This window comes from Actinomadura chokoriensis, from assembly GCF_041463665.1.
In the GTDB taxonomy this organism is placed as follows: domain Bacteria; phylum Actinomycetota; class Actinomycetes; order Streptosporangiales; family Streptosporangiaceae; genus Spirillospora; species Spirillospora chokoriensis_A.
Window position 1 is genome coordinate 49,292 of record NZ_JAXCEJ010000020.1, and the last position, 14,054, is coordinate 63,345.

The 14,054-nt window shown below is 73.4% G+C and carries 16 protein-coding genes; 9 read left to right on the plus strand and 7 right to left on the minus strand.

Annotation, left to right across the window (positions count from 1 at the left end):
* On the plus strand, positions 1 to 840 hold the full coding sequence (locus SM418_RS27315; RefSeq protein ID WP_371944643.1) for an SCO6745 family protein: 840 nt from the start codon (positions 1 to 3) through the stop codon (positions 838 to 840).
* Between the two features lie 14 nt (positions 841 to 854).
* On the opposite strand, the gene modA is transcribed toward SM418_RS27315, so the two are convergent.
* Positions 855 to 1,634, minus strand: a complete 780-nt coding sequence (gene modA / locus SM418_RS27320) for a molybdate ABC transporter substrate-binding protein (protein WP_371944641.1) — start codon at positions 1,632 to 1,634, stop codon at positions 855 to 857.
* A 112-nt stretch (positions 1,635 to 1,746) separates the two neighbouring features.
* Between modA and SM418_RS27325 the strand changes: the two genes are divergently transcribed.
* The gene (locus tag SM418_RS27325) at positions 1,747 to 2,421 is read left to right on the plus strand and encodes a uracil-DNA glycosylase (protein ID WP_371944640.1); all 675 of its coding nucleotides are present in this window, start codon (positions 1,747 to 1,749) and stop codon (positions 2,419 to 2,421) included.
* 8 nt (positions 2,422 to 2,429) lie between these two features.
* Here the strand turns inward: SM418_RS27325 and SM418_RS27330 are convergent, their stop codons facing one another.
* From SM418_RS27330 to SM418_RS27345, 4 genes are all read right to left on the minus strand, one after another.
* Positions 2,430 to 3,296, minus strand: a complete 867-nt coding sequence (locus tag SM418_RS27330; protein WP_371944638.1) for a 1,4-dihydroxy-2-naphthoate polyprenyltransferase — start codon at positions 3,294 to 3,296, stop codon at positions 2,430 to 2,432.
* A 34-nt stretch (positions 3,297 to 3,330) separates the two neighbouring features.
* Positions 3,331 to 4,986 (minus strand): MFS transporter, encoded by a 1,656-nt coding sequence (locus SM418_RS27335; RefSeq protein WP_371944636.1) that lies wholly within the window; start codon positions 4,984 to 4,986, stop codon positions 3,331 to 3,333.
* A 61-nt stretch (positions 4,987 to 5,047) separates the two neighbouring features.
* On the minus strand, positions 5,048 to 5,587 hold the full coding sequence (locus SM418_RS27340; protein ID WP_371944635.1) for a GNAT family N-acetyltransferase: 540 nt from the start codon (positions 5,585 to 5,587) through the stop codon (positions 5,048 to 5,050).
* Positions 5,588 to 5,626: 39 nt separating this feature from the next.
* The gene (locus tag SM418_RS27345; RefSeq protein WP_371944633.1) at positions 5,627 to 6,202 is read right to left on the minus strand and encodes a CGNR zinc finger domain-containing protein; all 576 of its coding nucleotides are present in this window, start codon (positions 6,200 to 6,202) and stop codon (positions 5,627 to 5,629) included.
* A 122-nt stretch (positions 6,203 to 6,324) separates the two neighbouring features.
* Here SM418_RS27345 and SM418_RS27350 point away from each other — a divergent pair, with 122 nt between their 5' ends.
* Both SM418_RS27350 and SM418_RS27355 read left to right on the plus strand, forming a co-directional pair.
* A complete protein-coding gene (locus tag SM418_RS27350) occupies positions 6,325 to 6,582 on the plus strand; it encodes a hypothetical protein (protein WP_371944631.1) in 258 nt (85 codons plus the stop codon).
* 88 nt (positions 6,583 to 6,670) lie between these two features.
* Positions 6,671 to 7,030 (plus strand): VOC family protein, encoded by a 360-nt coding sequence (locus SM418_RS27355; protein WP_371944630.1) that lies wholly within the window; start codon positions 6,671 to 6,673, stop codon positions 7,028 to 7,030.
* Positions 7,031 to 7,041: 11 nt separating this feature from the next.
* Here SM418_RS27355 and SM418_RS27360 read toward each other — a convergent pair whose 3' ends face one another.
* Positions 7,042 to 8,433, minus strand: a complete 1,392-nt coding sequence (locus tag SM418_RS27360) for an aminotransferase-like domain-containing protein (protein WP_371944629.1) — start codon at positions 8,431 to 8,433, stop codon at positions 7,042 to 7,044.
* Between SM418_RS27360 and SM418_RS27365 the strand changes: the two genes are divergently transcribed.
* Complete coding sequence (locus tag SM418_RS27365) at positions 8,432 to 9,376, plus strand: DMT family transporter (protein WP_371944628.1); 945 nt, start codon at positions 8,432 to 8,434, stop codon at positions 9,374 to 9,376. The two genes, SM418_RS27360 and SM418_RS27365, sit on opposite strands and share 2 nt — an antisense overlap.
* Here SM418_RS27365 and SM418_RS27370 read toward each other — a convergent pair.
* Positions 9,366 to 9,572 (minus strand): hypothetical protein, encoded by a 207-nt coding sequence (locus SM418_RS27370; RefSeq protein ID WP_371944627.1) that lies wholly within the window; start codon positions 9,570 to 9,572, stop codon positions 9,366 to 9,368. The two genes, SM418_RS27365 and SM418_RS27370, sit on opposite strands and share 11 nt — an antisense overlap.
* Positions 9,573 to 9,788: 216 nt before the next feature.
* Between SM418_RS27370 and SM418_RS27375 the strand changes: the two genes are divergently transcribed.
* The 4 genes from SM418_RS27375 (at position 9,789) to SM418_RS27390 (ending at position 13,967) form a co-directional block, all read left to right on the plus strand.
* Positions 9,789 to 10,844 carry a glycoside hydrolase family 18 protein gene (locus SM418_RS27375; protein WP_371944625.1) on the plus strand — a complete coding sequence of 352 codons (1,056 nt, stop codon included), beginning with the start codon at positions 9,789 to 9,791 and terminating at the stop codon, positions 10,842 to 10,844.
* 139 nt (positions 10,845 to 10,983) lie between these two features.
* Positions 10,984 to 11,205 carry a hypothetical protein gene (locus SM418_RS27380; protein ID WP_371944623.1) on the plus strand — a complete coding sequence of 74 codons (222 nt, stop codon included), beginning with the start codon at positions 10,984 to 10,986 and terminating at the stop codon, positions 11,203 to 11,205.
* A 141-nt stretch (positions 11,206 to 11,346) separates the two neighbouring features.
* Positions 11,347 to 12,285 carry a 4-hydroxy-tetrahydrodipicolinate synthase gene (gene dapA, locus SM418_RS27385; protein WP_371944621.1) on the plus strand — a complete coding sequence of 313 codons (939 nt, stop codon included), beginning with the start codon at positions 11,347 to 11,349 and terminating at the stop codon, positions 12,283 to 12,285.
* The gene (locus SM418_RS27390) at positions 12,282 to 13,967 is read left to right on the plus strand and encodes a ribonuclease J (RefSeq protein WP_371944619.1); all 1,686 of its coding nucleotides are present in this window, start codon (positions 12,282 to 12,284) and stop codon (positions 13,965 to 13,967) included. Before dapA ends, SM418_RS27390 begins: the two co-directional genes overlap by 4 nt.
* Positions 13,968 to 14,054: the final 87 nt, after the last annotated feature.

Genomic DNA, 14,054 nt, shown 5'->3' on the forward strand with positions numbered 1-14,054 from the left:
ATGGATGCCGAGTTCGCGCGGGACATATGGAAGGTCATCGAGCCGCTGCACGCGGTGACGTACTTCTCGGAGGAGTGCCTCACCGCCAACAAGGTCGTCGGGCTCAAGGGCTTCTGGATGGGGTATTTCGGCAGCCGGGGCGCACCGCTCGGCGCCGTGTCCGCGGGGACGATCGAGGCGACGTTCTTCGGGTTCCATCCGGCGCGGATACGGCGGGCCGTCCCGGACGCGTGGAGATTCGCGTCGCCGGAGAGCATCCTTCGGGTCCGGGGCGAGGCGGCGGCGCGCGCGCTGCGCCGGGTCTTTCCCGGGATCGAGGACGTGGCGGTGACGGCCGCGCCGCGCTTGCACGAGGTCGTCATGGCGGCGGACGCGGCAGGCCGCGCGTTGTTCGCCAGCAACCGTGACCTGGACGTCCCAGAGGACCCCGTGGAGGCGCTCTGGCAGGCGACCACGGCGTTGCGCGAGCACCGCGGCGATGGGCACGTCGCCCTTCTCACGGGGGAGGGGCTGAGCGGGCTGGAGGCGAACGTGCTGGCGTCCGCCGTCGGTGCCGTCCGGGCGGAGCAGATGCATACGAGCCGGGGATGGCCGCCCGAGGAGTGGGACGCGGCGGCCGATGCGCTGGCCGAGCGCGGCCTCGTGGCACGGGGAGAGGCCACCGAGGAGGGACGGGCGCTCAAGGCCCGGATCGAGCGGCGCACCGACGAACTCGCCGCGGTGCCCTACGGCGTCCTGGACGACCCCGAGGCACTCCACGAACTGCTCGTTCCGGCGGCGCGGGCGGCTGCTGACGAGATCCCCTTCCCCAACCCGATGGGCCTGCCCCGCGTCGGCTAGCGGCTCCGCGCTGCTCAGCGGGGGGAGGGCGGGTTGACGAAACCGTACTTGTGGAAGAGCTTCTGCGCGTCGGGAGTCAGCAGCCATGACACGAACGCGCCGGCGGCCTCCGCGTGGGCCGAGTCCCGAAGCGGGGCGGCGGTGAAGGCCGCGGTGACGTTCAGGTCCGCCGGGATGGGCACGCTGCTCGCCGCCACGCCCGCCGAGCGCAGGTCGGTGATGTAGACGATCCCCGCGTCGGCCTCCCCGGAGCGGATCCGGTCCAGGACGGCGCGGGCGCTGATCTCCTCCGAGCTCCACCGGATCGTCAGCCCCGCCTTGGCGAGGACCTGGCGGGTGTAGCGGCCGATCGGGACCGACCCCGCGCCGACGACCACGCGCAGGCCCGGCCGCCGCAGGTCCTGCGGGCCCCGGATGCGCCGCGGGTTGCCGGGCCGGACCGCGATGGTGAGCATGTCATGGGTGACGAACCTGGGGCGCCCGGCCAGGTGGCCGGCGGCCTCCTGCATGCTCGCCAGGTCGGCCGTCACGAGGACGTCGCCGGGGTCAAGGTCCGACAGCCGGCCGACGATCTCGGGGGACCCGCCGAACACGAAGCGCAGCCTCGTGTTCGGATGCTGCTGGTGGTAGGCGGTCCCCATCTCGCCGAACACCTCGGTCAGCGACGACGTGGCGAGGACGGTCAGCGTCACCGGCCCGGGCGAGCCGCCGCAGCCCGCGCCGAGACCGGGCAGGACGAGCACGGCGAGCAGCGCGGACGCACGGAGCCGCCGCCGACGGGGGGATTCGGGCATATGACGTCATCCTAGGGTCGGGCTCCTCGCACGCCCGTGATTCGGCGTGGCGTGTCAGAGGCGCGCACTAGTGTTTCCGGCAACTGATGATCACGTCTTCGGAGGCCCGACGATGTCCCTCGACCTGATGGAACTGCTGCCCGGCGACTGGCGGGAGCGGCTCGACCCGCTGCTCGACCCGATCGCCACAGCCGCGCTGGGCGCGTTCGTCGCGGGGGAGTACGAGGAGCAGACCGTCTACCCGCCGCGGGAGGACCTGTTCAGCGCGTTCCGGCACTGCCCGTACGAGAGCGCCCGCGTCCTGATCCTCGGCCAGGACCCCTACCACGGCGCCGGCCAGGCGCACGGGCTCAGCTTCAGCGTCCGCGACGGCGTGCGGCTGCCGCCGTCGCTGCGCAACATCTACAAGGAGCTGGCGACCGACCTCGACGTTCCGGCGGCGGCCTCCGGCGACCTCACCCGCTGGGCCGACCAGGGCGTCCTGCTGCTGAACGCGGTGCTGACCGTCCGCGGCGGCGAGGCGGGCTCGCACGCCGGCAAGGGCTGGGAGGACTTCACCGACGCCGCCATCCGCGCGCTGAACGACAAGAGCGAGCGCGTCGTCTTCGTGCTCTGGGGCGCCTACGCCCGCAAGAAGGCCCGCCTGATCACCGGCCCGCAGCACACCGTGATCGAGTCGGCCCACCCGAGCCCGCTCAGCGCCAAGAAGTTCTTCGGGACGCGCCCGTTCAGCGCCGTCAACAAGGCCCTCGTCGACGCAGGGCTCCCCGAGATCAGCTGGGGGTAGCCCGGTCGTCAGAGTGCGAGGCCGATCGCCAGCAGGACGCCGTAGGCGATCTGGAGGCGGCCGGTCTCGCCCAGCACCGGGATCAGGTCGGCGCCGGACGCCCCGTGCAGCACCTTCTGCGTCGGCGGCAGCGACAGCGGCGCGGCGAGCAGCGCGAGCAGCACCCACGGGTGCGGCGCCGCCAGCGCCAGGACGAACATGAACGGCAAGGCCGCGCAGGCCGCGTACAGGATCCTCGTCCAGGGGCCGCCGAGGACCACGGCGAGGGTCCGCTTTCCCGATTCCCGGTCGGTCGGGATGTCGCGCAGGTTGTTCGCGACGAGCAGCGCGCAGGCCAGCAGCCCGATCGGCACCGCGGCCCCCCACGCCTCCCACGGCAGCCTCTCGACCTGGACGTACACCGTTCCTACGACGGCGACGAGGCCGAAGAAGACGAAGACCGACACCTCGCCCAGCGCCCGGTACCCGTACGGCGTCTTGCCGCCCGTGTAGAACCAGGCCGCGAGGATGGCGAAGGCGCCGACCAGGAGCAGCCACCAGGTCGTCACGGCGGCGAGCACGAGCCCGGCCACGGCGGCGGCGAGGAAGCAGGCCAGCGCGGCGGCGAGCACCTGCTTCGGCGGCGCGACCTTCGAGCCGACGAGGCGGAGCGGTCCGACGCGTTCCTCGTCGGTGCCGCGGACGCCGTCGCTGTAGTCGTTGGAGTAGTTCACCCCGATCTGCAGGACGAGGGCGACGAACGCGGCGAGGGCCGCGCGCCACCAGACGGCTCCGCCCTCGCCGACCGCGACGCCGGTACCGACGACGACGGGGACGAGGGACGCGGGCAGGGTGCGGGGCCGGGATCCGGCGACCCATTGGGACAGCGTGGCCACAGTTACCGATTGTTCTCGTGGGACGACAGGGGGACTACCTCTTCGATTCTTCCCGATGGAGATCACCGGTCGGGCGCAGCCGCAGCGACACGGCGAGCCCGAGCGCGAGGATCGCCGCGGTGGTGAGTGCCGCGTGCCTGGTCGCGACGGCGAGGCTCGCGTCGGCGGCGCGCGCCTCGACCTCCAGCCCGGGCGCGGCGTGCAGGTCGCGGCCGTACGTGCCGGCGCTCTCCCGCAGGTCGTGCGCCATGGCGGCGCGCCGCTCGGGCGGCAGCGCGGAGTCGCTGGACAGCCGGTCGGCCATGGCGTGCCCGAGGCTCGTCGCGAACACCGTCCCGATCGCGGCGATGCCGAGCGCCGCGCCGACCTGCCGGGCCGTCGACTGGGTCCCGGACGCCTGCCCGGACTGCGCGGGCGGGACGTCCGCCAGCGACACGTTCGTCAGCTGCGCGGACGTCAGGCCGAGGCCCACCCCGTACAGCAGCATCCACGGCGCGAGGCCGAGCCCGCCGGTCGTCGCCGACACCGTGAGGCCGAGCGCGACGACGGCGGCGACCTCCAGCACCATGCCGATCTGCACGACCCGGTGCGCGCCCCGCCGGTTCGCGAGTCTGCCCGCGTACCCGCCGGACAGGAACGCCCCGACGGCGAGCGGCAGGATCGCCAGGCTGATCTCCAGCGGGGCGGTGCCGTGCACGCCCAGCAGGAACAGCGGGAGGACGAACAGCAGCCCCAGCTCGCCGACGTTGATGAGGGACGAGGCCAGGTTGCCGCGGCGGAAGTTCGGGATGCGGAACAGCTCCAGGTCGAGCATCACCGGGCGCCCGGCGGCGGCCCGCGACCGCTCCACCACGACCAGCGCCGCGATGAGCAGCGCCCCGAGCGCGAGGACGACCGGGACGGGCGACAGCGCCGTCTCCGGCCAGTCGAACCCGGCCACCGCGAACGGGCGCGTCGGGGTCCACCAGCCGTACGTCTGCCCCTCGATGATCCCGCACACGAGCGCGCCGAGCCCGAGCGCGGACAGCACCCCGCCCGCCCAGTCGATCTCCCGCCGCGCGCTCCCGGCGCCCGGCCGCCTGGTCTCGGGCATCAGCCACAGGGCCGCGACGACGAGCGCGACGCCGAGCGGCAGGTTGATCCCGAAGGCCCAGCGCCAGCCGCCGCCGGTGGCGATGGCGCCGCCGGCCAGCGGGCCGAGCGCCGCCATACCGCTGATCATCGAGCCCCAGATGCCGAAGGCGACGGCCCGGTCCCGCCCGGTGAAGACCGCGTTCAGCGTGGACAGCGTGGCCGGCATGATCATCGAGGCGCCGACGCCCTGCAGGGCCCGCGCGCCGATCAGCGCCGAGCCGTCCCCGGCCAGCGCGGCGGCGACGCTCGCCGCCGCGAACACCGCGGTGCCGAGCACGAACAGCCGGCGGCGCCCGAACAGGTCGCCGGCCCGCCCGAACGGGATGAGCAGCGCCGCGAACACCAGCGCGTACACCGAGGTCACCCACTCGGCGTCCGTGGTCGTGAGGCCGAGTTCGGCGATGATCCGGGGGAGCAGCACGCCGACGATCGTGGCGTCCACGATGATCAGCGAGACGCCGAGGCTGATGACGGCCATGCCGAGCCAGCGGTGCCGGACGGCGGGCGCCGCCGCGGTGGGGGAGCGCGGCGGTGTCATGGAGGTGGACTCGGGCACGGCTTCAAAGATATTGCCGGATGACCTGTGCGGTTCACCGACCCCTGGTTAGGGCGCCTAATCAGGCGCTGATGTCGGTGTGGAGGCGGATCTGCCGGACGGGCTCCCCCATGTCGAGCGTCCGGGCCGTGCCGTCGGGCCCCCAGCCGGCCGAGCCGAGGAACGTCCGGGTGACCTCGTCGTCCTCGAAGACCCAGCTGATCAGGGTGGTGAAGCCGTCCTCGCGGAGCAGGTCGGCGGTCGCGGCGAGCAGCCGGCTGCCGTGCCCGGCGCGGACGTGCAGCGGATCGACCAGCAGCGTGATCAGCTCCGCGGTGGCGGCGGCGTCGAGGTCCTCGTCCTCGGCGGGGCCGTGCGCGGCGAACCCCACGACCAGGTCGGAGGCGACCGCGACCAGCAGCCGGTGCCGGGGGGTCGGCGGCGCCGTCGCGGCCTCCGCCCACCGCTCCCGCCACGCCTCCACCGCGTCGGCCCCGGTCACCTCGTCGAGGACGCCCGCGGGCAGCAGGTCGCGGTACCCGTGCCGCCACGCCCGCACCTGGATGTCGGCGACGGCGGCCGCGTCCGCCCGCCGTGCGGGCCGCACTCCTGCATCGGCCATGCCGTCCCCCGTCCTCGCTCCGGAAACCCGCGGCCCACCCTAGCGATCTCGAACCGGCCGGTCCGCGGGGGATCTGCGGCGGGCGCGGTAGGCGCGGGTCTTGGTGCGGTTCCCGCAGACGCTCATCGAGCACCAGGCGCGGGACCGGTTCTTGGACGTGTCGAGGAACGCCCAGCGGCAGCTGTCCTCCTGGCAGACCTTGAGGCGGGGCCACGTCCCCTCGGCGATGGAGTCCACGATCGCGGCGGCGATGCGGGCGAGGCCGGCGGCGGCGGTCCCGGGCGGGTCGAGCGGGACGAGCGCCGGACGCGGGCCGGTGAGCGCGATCCGCAGCGGGAGAGCGGCCAGGGCGTCCTCGAAATCGTCCGGGAAGTCGGCCTCCCGCGGCCCGTGGTGCGCGGACATGGCTTCGCGGAGCCCCTCCCGGAGCGTCACGGCCACGCTCAGGTCGGCGTCGCCCGCTTCCGCGGCCGCGGGGACGAGCCCGCGTTCGGCCAGCCATCCGGCGAGGCCGCCGGGCGTGGCGATCCCGTCCGTCCCGGACTCCACGTCGAGCGTGTTGACGAAGTCCGTGAGCAGGAGCGCGGGGCCGTCATCGGCGTGAGCGTCTGCCATAACCCCTCCTGCGTGTCCACCTGCACTCTACCAAGCGGCACACCGTCATTGAGGTTTGACCGGTTGCATCGTGGCAACACCATCGTTACGGTTTAGGTGGTGTCAAAGAACGGGAGAACGAGATGAATCCGCTGCCGTACCTGGCGGGTCTCGCCGCTCGGCGCGCATGGGCGGAGCGCGAGTTCGCGCGGCTGCACGCCGACCTCGTCGAGGCGAGGCTCGCCGCCCGTGCCCGCGAGGCCGAGCGCGCCGCCCGGATCCGCCGGTGGCTGCTCGGCGGCGTGCCCGATCGCCTCGGCGACCGGCGCCGCCCCGCCCGCGTCGCGGGGCCGGCTCCCCTCTGCAGGCGGGCCGCCGCCCGCTCCGCGCACGTCCCGTGAACCGCGCACGTCCCGTGAACAACGCACGTCCCGTAGAGACGCACGTCCCGTGAACAACGCACGTCCCGCGAACCGCTGGAGGAACCCGATGACCGACGTGACCCCGAAGGTGACCACGCTCGTCCTCGACTGCACCGATCTGGACGCCATGGCCGACTTCTGGGCCGGGCTGCTCGGCATGAAGGCGACGTCCCGCGACGACGACTGGCTGGACCTGGAGCCGCTCGCCGGGGACGGCCCGGTGCTGGCGTTCCAGCTCGTCCCCGAGGGCAAGACGATCAAGAACCGGCTGCACCTCGACCTGGAGGTGCCCGACATCCGGGCCGCCGGCGAGCGCGCGGCGCGGCTCGGCGCCACCCCGGCGGGCGGGCCGATGGGGAACCCGGAGCGGCCGTTCCAGGTGTGGCTCGACCCCGAGGGCAACGAGTTCTGCCTCTGTACGGGCTGATCGGCTCCGGCTCACGACCGCAGAACGGTCGCGAGCCGGCGGACGCCCTCGGCGAGGTCGGACTCCGAGGCCGCCGTCCCGTAGCTGATCCGCAGGTACGGGCCGGGGGCCTCGGCGGGGAAGAAGGGCCGCCCCGCGCTGACCAGGACACCGGCGCGCAGGGCGGCCTCGGCCAGCGCCACGTCGTCGACGCCCTCCGGCAGCCGCGCCCACAGGTGGAAGCCGCCCGCCGGGCGGTTCACCGAGAGCTCCGGCAGGTCGCGGGCGAACGCGGCGAGCAGCGCGTCCCGGCGCGCGAGCAGCGCCGTCCGGACGGTCCGCAGGTGCCGCGCCCAGCCCGGCGAGCCGACCAGTTCCAGCAGGGTCTCCTGCAGCGGCCTGGCCGGGAAGAACTCCTCCACGAGCTGCGTGGCGCGGATCCGCTCGGCGACCGGGCCCCGCGCGATCACCGCGGCGACCCGCAGGCTCGGCGCGGTCGCCTTGGTGAGGGACGCGATGTGCACGACCCGGCCCTCGTCGTCCTGCGCGATCAGCGGCGGCGGGGGCGGGTCGATGCCGAGGTGCCGCGCGAAGTCGTCCTCCACGACGAACGCGCCCGCCGTGCGCGCCACGTCCAGCACCCGCGCGCGCCGCCCGGCGCTCAGCACGGCGCCGGTCGGGTTGTGGAAGACGGGCTGGCCGTAGAACACCCGCGCCCCGCTCATCGCGAACGCCTCGGCGAGCAGGTCGGGGCGGACCCCGTTCGCGTCCACCGGCACCGGCACCGGGTGCAGCCCGCTCGCCCGCGCGATCGCGAGGATGCCGAGGTAGGTCGGCGACTCGACCAGCAGGGGCGCGCCGGGCGGCAGCAGCGCCCGCAGCACGGTGGTCAGCGACTGCTGCCCGCCGCTGGTGATCACCACGTCGGCGGGGGAGACGGCGCCGCCGACCGCGCGGGCGAACCAGCCGCGCAGCTCGGGCAGCCCGCCGAGCGGCGGCATCTCCCAGGCGTCCGGGCGGCGGGCGGCCCGCGCCGCGGCGGTCGCCAGCGTCCTGCCCGGCTGCAGCGCCGGGTGCAGGTAGCCGCCGCTGAGCGGCACCACGCCGTCGGGCGCCGGGGTGAGCAGCCACGACACCCCGGACGGGTCGACGGACCGGTCGCCGAGCGTCACCGCCTGCCAGCCGAGATCCGCCGGCTCCGCGGCGGCCGCGCGCCGCCCGGCGGCGAACGTCCCGCTGCCCGGACGCGTCACGACGAGCCCCTCGGCCGACAGCAGCCCGAGCGCCCGCGACACCGTCACGGGGCTGACCCGGTGCCGCTCGACCAGCGTCCGGCTCGACGGCAGCCGCTCGCCGGGGCTCATGCGGCGGACGTCGGCGCGCAGCGCGTCGGCGAGCACCGCCACACTGCTATCGTTCTTCATGAAGGTTAAGGATAGCGCTACTGTCTCCGCGCCGATAGCGGAGACCGCCCTCGGTGCGGGCCTCTGGCTCGCCGCAGCCGGCGTTCTGATCTACTCGTTCACCTTCCCTGCCACGGTTCTCGCGCTGGAGGGGCTCGACCCGTACGTGATCGGCGTCGGCCGGTCCGCCGCCGCGGCCGTCCTCGCCGCCCTCGCACTGCTATCGGTGCGGGCCCGCCCGCCGCGCCGCGACCAGTGGGCCGGGCTCGCGGTCGTCGTCGCCGGAGTGATCTTCGGTTTCCCGGTGCTGACCACGCTCGCCCTCGACCGCGGCGCCTCGTCCGCCCACTCGGCCGTCGTGATCGGGCTGCTGCCCGCCGCCACCGCGGTGTTCGGCGTGCTGCGCGCGGGGGAGCGGCCCTCCCGCGCGTTCTGGCTCGCGAGCGCGGCCGGCGCGGCCTGCGTCACCGGCTTCGCGGTGATCCGCGGCGCCGGCCGCGTCACGGCCGCCGACCTGCTGCTGTTCGCCGCCCTCGTCGCCGCGGCGGCCGGCTACGCCGAGGGCGGCCGGATGGCCCGGGGCATGCCCGGCTGGCGGGTGATCTCCTGGGCGCTCGTGCTGGCCGCGCCCGTGACCGTCCCGGTGACCGGGTGGCTGGTCGCCACGACCGGCCCCGACTGGACGGGGCGCGCCGTGCTCGGCTTCGGCTACGTCGCAGCCTTCTCCGCCTACCTCGGGTTCTTCGCCTGGTACGAGGGCCTCGCGCGGGCCGGGATCGCGCGCGGCGGCCAGGTGCAGCTCGCGCAGCCGGTGCTGACCCTGATCTGGTCGGGGATCCTCCTCGGCGAGCCGGTCGACGCCGCCACCGCGCTGGCCGCCGTCGCCGTGCTGGTCTGCGTGGCCCTCACCCAGCGGGCCCGCGTGGGCCGCGCCCCGGCCGCGGAGCCCGGCGTCAGTCCTTGACGATCTGGGCCAGCAGCGTCACGACGCCGACGCCTACGCCTATCGGGACCGCGACCCGCGGGGCCACGGCGGTCAGCGCCGCGGCGCCGATCGCCACGATGATGATCACGAGGGCCCGCGTGCTGATCAGGGGGCGCGGCTCGTCGTGCCGCTGCGGCGTGCGCCGCGATGGGACGTGCTCCGGTGGTACTCGCATGCCGGTTCGACCTCCATCCAGACGGACGGTAAGGACCGGGGCGGCTTCCCGTCGGCGACGGGCGACACCGCTGAGCCGCCTCGTCATCACAGGGTTCCCCGGATGTCAACGGTTGCCGCGCGCGCCGCGCGATCAGCGCCCAACCATGATCGTTTCATGACGGATTCCTGGCGCTCGGCGTCCGGGGCGCCCCCGCTGATCCGAGATCATTGCGTGATGAAGTGCAAAGGGCGGGTTTCGGGTGTTCTGGGCAGACTGCTGCGCTGGGCCGGCTGGACGGCGGCGTACCTGCTCGGCCTCGTGGCCCTGGTCCTCGCGGGGGCGTGGGTCTGGTGGCAGCCCGAGCCGGAGGCGCGGGGCACCGAGGTCAACGCGCTGTGGGCCCGGCACCAATGGGTGGGGGAGCCGCACGGCGACGCCGAGTACCGCGCCTTCGGCGAACTCCTGAAGCGCAACCGCATCACCGACGTGTACTTCCACGCGGGCCCGTTCGAGGCGGACGGGACGGTCCCCGCCTCGAAGTACCGCAACGCGCGCCGGCTCATCGCCGCCATGCGCGAGTACGCGCCGGGCGTCCGCTCCCAGGCTTACCTGGGGCAGGTCCGGGTGGTGGAGGGCAAGGGCGTCATCGACCTCGACGACCCGGCCGTCCGGGAGCGGGTCCTCGAGACGGACGCGGCCTTCCTGGACCTCGGCTTCGACGGCATCCACTACGACTTCGAGCCCGTCTATCCCGACGACCGCGCGTTCATGACGCTCATGGACCGCACCCGCGAGCTGACCAGGGCTCGGGGCAGGCTGCTGTCGGTGGCGCTGGAGCAGCCGCCGCTCTTCGACGATCTCCAGCCCGTCTACAGGGCGCTGGTCCCGCGCACCGGCCCGGTGCACTACCCGCCGCGGCCGACCGGGGACTTCCTGCGCGCCGTCGCCGACCGCGCCGACCAGGTCGCGATCATGACGTACGACGTGTCGCTGCCGACCCGCTCGCTCGCCGGATGGCATTTCGCCCGGCACACGCGGGCGACGCTGGAGCTCATCGGCGACCGCACGACCGTGTTCATCGGCGTCCCCAGCTACCGCCCCCTCATGGAGTGGGCGGAGGACCTGTCGGTCGCGCTGCGCGGTGTCAGGCGCGGGGTTGACCAGCTGGAGCGTCCGCCCGGGCGCCCGTACGGCGTCGGCGTGTACGCGGACTGGACGACCAGCCAGGACGAGTGGTCCCGTTACAGGTCCACCTGGCTGCCCCGCCCGACAGAAAGTCCTGCCGGTTGAGAAACCTGCCCGGCCACGTTTCGTTTCTCTTGTATCCGCAGGTAGAAACGGTTGGGTAGCGGTTCACCCTCGCGGGTATTGCCCCGTGCGGAAGTCAAGAGCCGACCTGCGGATGGCAAAGGAAGTGGGGACGAGGCCGATGGGCACTCAGCAGACCGCGCGGCGCGACGCCGACCGGATCGGCGAGCTGTCAGCCGAGTTCGCCGGCTGGCGGATCGGGCGGGGCGGTTCCGGCCTCTGGTGGGCCGTCCGCGGCAACGATCTCGTGCGCACTCCCGACGTCGAGGAGCTGCGCGTCCGGCTGCATGAGATGACCGCTGGGTCACGTTATGCAACCGAGGCCGGGAAGTGGCCGGACTGACCCCGTAACGCCGCTTTTGCGTGCCACGATGTGCTGAGGGAGCCGCCGCCACGCGTACCCCCGAGCGTGTGGCGGCGGCTTCTGCCTTTATGTACGACCTGCGGGTCCAAGACGAACGGCCGGAACGGTACCGTTCGTTGCATGGCACCCAGCACAACGACTGACGCTCCGTTTGGACGGATGCTGACCGCCATGGTCACTCCGTTCCTGCCCGACGGCGGCGTCGACTACGACGGCGCCGCGCGCCTCGCGACCCACCTGGTCGACGAGCGGCGTCACGACGGCCTCGTCGTCAACGGGACCACGGGCGAGTCGCCCACGACGAGCGACGACGAGAAGAGCAAGCTTCTGCGCGCGGTGATCGACGCGGTCGGCGACCGCGCCGTGATCGTCGCCGGTGCCGGGACGAACCACACCGAGCACACCCTGAAACTCGCGCGCCAGGCCGAGGCCGCCGGCGCGCAGGGGCTGCTCGTGGTCACGCCCTACTACAACAAGCCCCCGCAGGAGGGCCTCGTCCGCCACTTCACCGCGGTGGCCGACGCGACGGGGCTGCCCTGCATGCTGTACGACATCCCGGGGCGCGCCGGGGTGCCGATCGAGAACGACACGCTCGTCCAGCTCGCCGAGCACCCGCGGATCATCGCCGTCAAGGACGCCAAGGGCGACCTGTTCGGCGCGTCCCGCGTGATGGCCGCGACCGACCTCGTCTGGTACTCCGGCGACGACAACCTCAACCTGCCCTGGCTCTCGGTCGGCGCGGCGGGGTTCGTCAGCGTGGTCGGGCATGTCGTCGGCGTCGAACTCCATGAGATGATCGACGCATACCGCGCCGGTGAGCACGGGCGGGCGCTGGAGATCCACCGGCGGCTGCTGCCCGTGGTCACCGCCATCATGACCCGTACGCAGGGCGCCATCGCCGTCAAGGCAGCGCTGAACCTGCTCGGCCTCCCCGGAGGCGGCCCGCTGCGCGCGCCGCTGGTGGAGGCCTCGCCGGAGTTCGCGGCGCGCCTGCGAGAAGACCTCACGATAGGGGGAGTCAAAGTGCCGGAGGTCGTCATCCCGGAGGTCGCCCGGTGAGTCATCCTCACCCGGAGCTCTCGGACCCGCCCGCACCGCCCGAAGGCGGGCTGCGCATCGTCGCGCTCGGCGGGCTCGGGGAGATCGGCCGCAACATGACGGTGTTCGAGTACGGCGGACGCCTGCTCGTCGTCGACTGCGGCGTGCTCTTTCCCGAGACCGAGCAGCCCGGCATCGATCTGATACTGCCCGATTTCGAGTACATCAGGGACCGCCTCGACGACATCGAGGCCGTCGTCCTCACGCACGGCCACGAAGACCACATCGGTGCCGTCCCCTACCTGCTGCGCGAACGCCGCGACATTCCCCTCGTCGGCTCCAAGCTCACGCTCGCGCTGCTGGAGGCCAAGCTCACCGAGCACCGGATCAAACCGGTCACCGACCAGGTCGTCGAGGGCGAGCGCCGCAGCTTCGGCCCGTTCGACTGCGAGTTCCTCGCCGTCAACCACTCCATCCCGGACGCGCTCGCCGTCGCCGTCCGCACGCCCGCCGGGCTCGTCCTGCACACCGGCGACTTCAAGATGGACCAGCTCCCGCTGGACGGCCGGCTCACCGACCTGCCCGGCTTCGCCCGGCTCGGCGCCGAGGGCATCGACCTGCTGATGGCCGACTCGACCAACGCCGAGGTGCCCGGATTCGTCACCAGCGAGCGCAACATCGGCCCGGTCGTCGACGAGGTGTTCCGCACCGCGCGGGAGCGGCTCATCGTCGCCTGCTTCGCCTCGCACATCCACCGCGTCCAGCAGGTCCTCGACGCCGCCGTCGCCAACGGCCGCAAGGTCTGCTTCGTCGGCCGGTCGATGGTCCGCAACATGGGCGTCGCGCGCGAGCTGGGCTACCTCGACGTGCCCGACGGCATCATGGTCGAGCAGAAGGAACTGGACGACATCCCCGGCGACCGGCTGGTGCTGGTGTGCACCGGGTCGCAGGGCGAGCCGATGTCGGCGCTGTCGCGGATGGCCAACCGCGACCACTCCATCCGCATCACCGCGGGCGACACCGTGCTGCTGGCGTCCTCCCTGATCCCCGGCAACGAGAACGCGGTCAACCGCGTCATCAACGGCCTCACCCGGTGGGGCGCCCGCATCGTCCACAAGGGCAACGCGCTCGTGCACGTGTCCGGGCACGCGTCGGCCGGCGAGCTGCTGTACGTGCTCAACGTGACCAAGCCCGCGAACTTCCTGCCGATCCACGGGGAGTGGCGGCACCTGCGCGCGCACGCCAAGCTCGCCGCGCTCACCGGCGTCCCCGAGGACGCCGTCGTCATCGCCGAGGACGGCGTCGTCGTCGACCTCGTGGACGGGCGCGCCCGCATCGTCGGCGCCGTCCCCGCCGGCTACGTCTACGTGGACGGGCTGTCGGTCGGCGAGGTCACCGAGACCTCGCTGAAGGACCGGCGCATCCTCGGCGAGGAGGGCTTCGTCTCCATCGTCGTCGGCATCGACTCGACGTCCGGCAAGATCGTCGCCGGGCCGGAGGTGCACGCCCGCGGCGCCGGCATCCTCAACGAGGACTTCGACGAGATCATCGAGCGCATCGAGTCCGTGCTGCGGGACGCGGCCGGCGACGGCGTGAACGACCTGCACCAGATGAACCAGGTCGTCCGGCGCACCGTCGGCAAGTGGGTGAGCGACAACTACCGGCGCCGCCCGATGATCGTCCCGGTGGTCGTGGAGGTCTGACGCCTGACGCCGCGGCCGGCTGGCGTGCGCGTGGGCCGGCGCGGCCCGCGTACCGGCAGGCTGGCACCGGTGGGCTGGCGTATCGGT

Excerpts from the sequence above, each read along its gene's own strand:
- SM418_RS27315 (WP_371944643.1), top strand. The coding sequence starts at position 1 with ATGGATGCCGAGTTCGCGCGGGACATATGGAAGGTCATCGAGCCGCTG.
- modA (WP_371944641.1), bottom strand. The coding sequence starts at position 1,634 with ATGCCCGAATCCCCCCGTCGGCGGCGGCTCCGTGCGTCCGCGCTGCTC.
- SM418_RS27325 (WP_371944640.1), top strand. The coding sequence starts at position 1,747 with ATGTCCCTCGACCTGATGGAACTGCTGCCCGGCGACTGGCGGGAGCGG.
- SM418_RS27340 (WP_371944635.1), bottom strand. The coding sequence starts at position 5,587 with ATGGCCGATGCAGGAGTGCGGCCCGCACGGCGGGCGGACGCGGCCGCC.
- SM418_RS27345 (WP_371944633.1), bottom strand. The coding sequence starts at position 6,202 with ATGGCAGACGCTCACGCCGATGACGGCCCCGCGCTCCTGCTCACGGAC.
- SM418_RS27350 (WP_371944631.1), top strand. The coding sequence starts at position 6,325 with ATGAATCCGCTGCCGTACCTGGCGGGTCTCGCCGCTCGGCGCGCATGG.
- SM418_RS27355 (WP_371944630.1), top strand. The coding sequence starts at position 6,671 with ATGACCGACGTGACCCCGAAGGTGACCACGCTCGTCCTCGACTGCACC.
- SM418_RS27365 (WP_371944628.1), top strand. The coding sequence starts at position 8,432 with ATGAAGGTTAAGGATAGCGCTACTGTCTCCGCGCCGATAGCGGAGACC.
- SM418_RS27360 (WP_371944629.1), bottom strand. The coding sequence starts at position 8,433 with ATGAAGAACGATAGCAGTGTGGCGGTGCTCGCCGACGCGCTGCGCGCC.
- SM418_RS27370 (WP_371944627.1), bottom strand. The coding sequence starts at position 9,572 with ATGCGAGTACCACCGGAGCACGTCCCATCGCGGCGCACGCCGCAGCGG.
- SM418_RS27375 (WP_371944625.1), top strand. The coding sequence starts at position 9,789 with ATGAAGTGCAAAGGGCGGGTTTCGGGTGTTCTGGGCAGACTGCTGCGC.
- SM418_RS27380 (WP_371944623.1), top strand. The coding sequence starts at position 10,984 with ATGGGCACTCAGCAGACCGCGCGGCGCGACGCCGACCGGATCGGCGAG.
- dapA (WP_371944621.1), top strand. The coding sequence starts at position 11,347 with ATGGCACCCAGCACAACGACTGACGCTCCGTTTGGACGGATGCTGACC.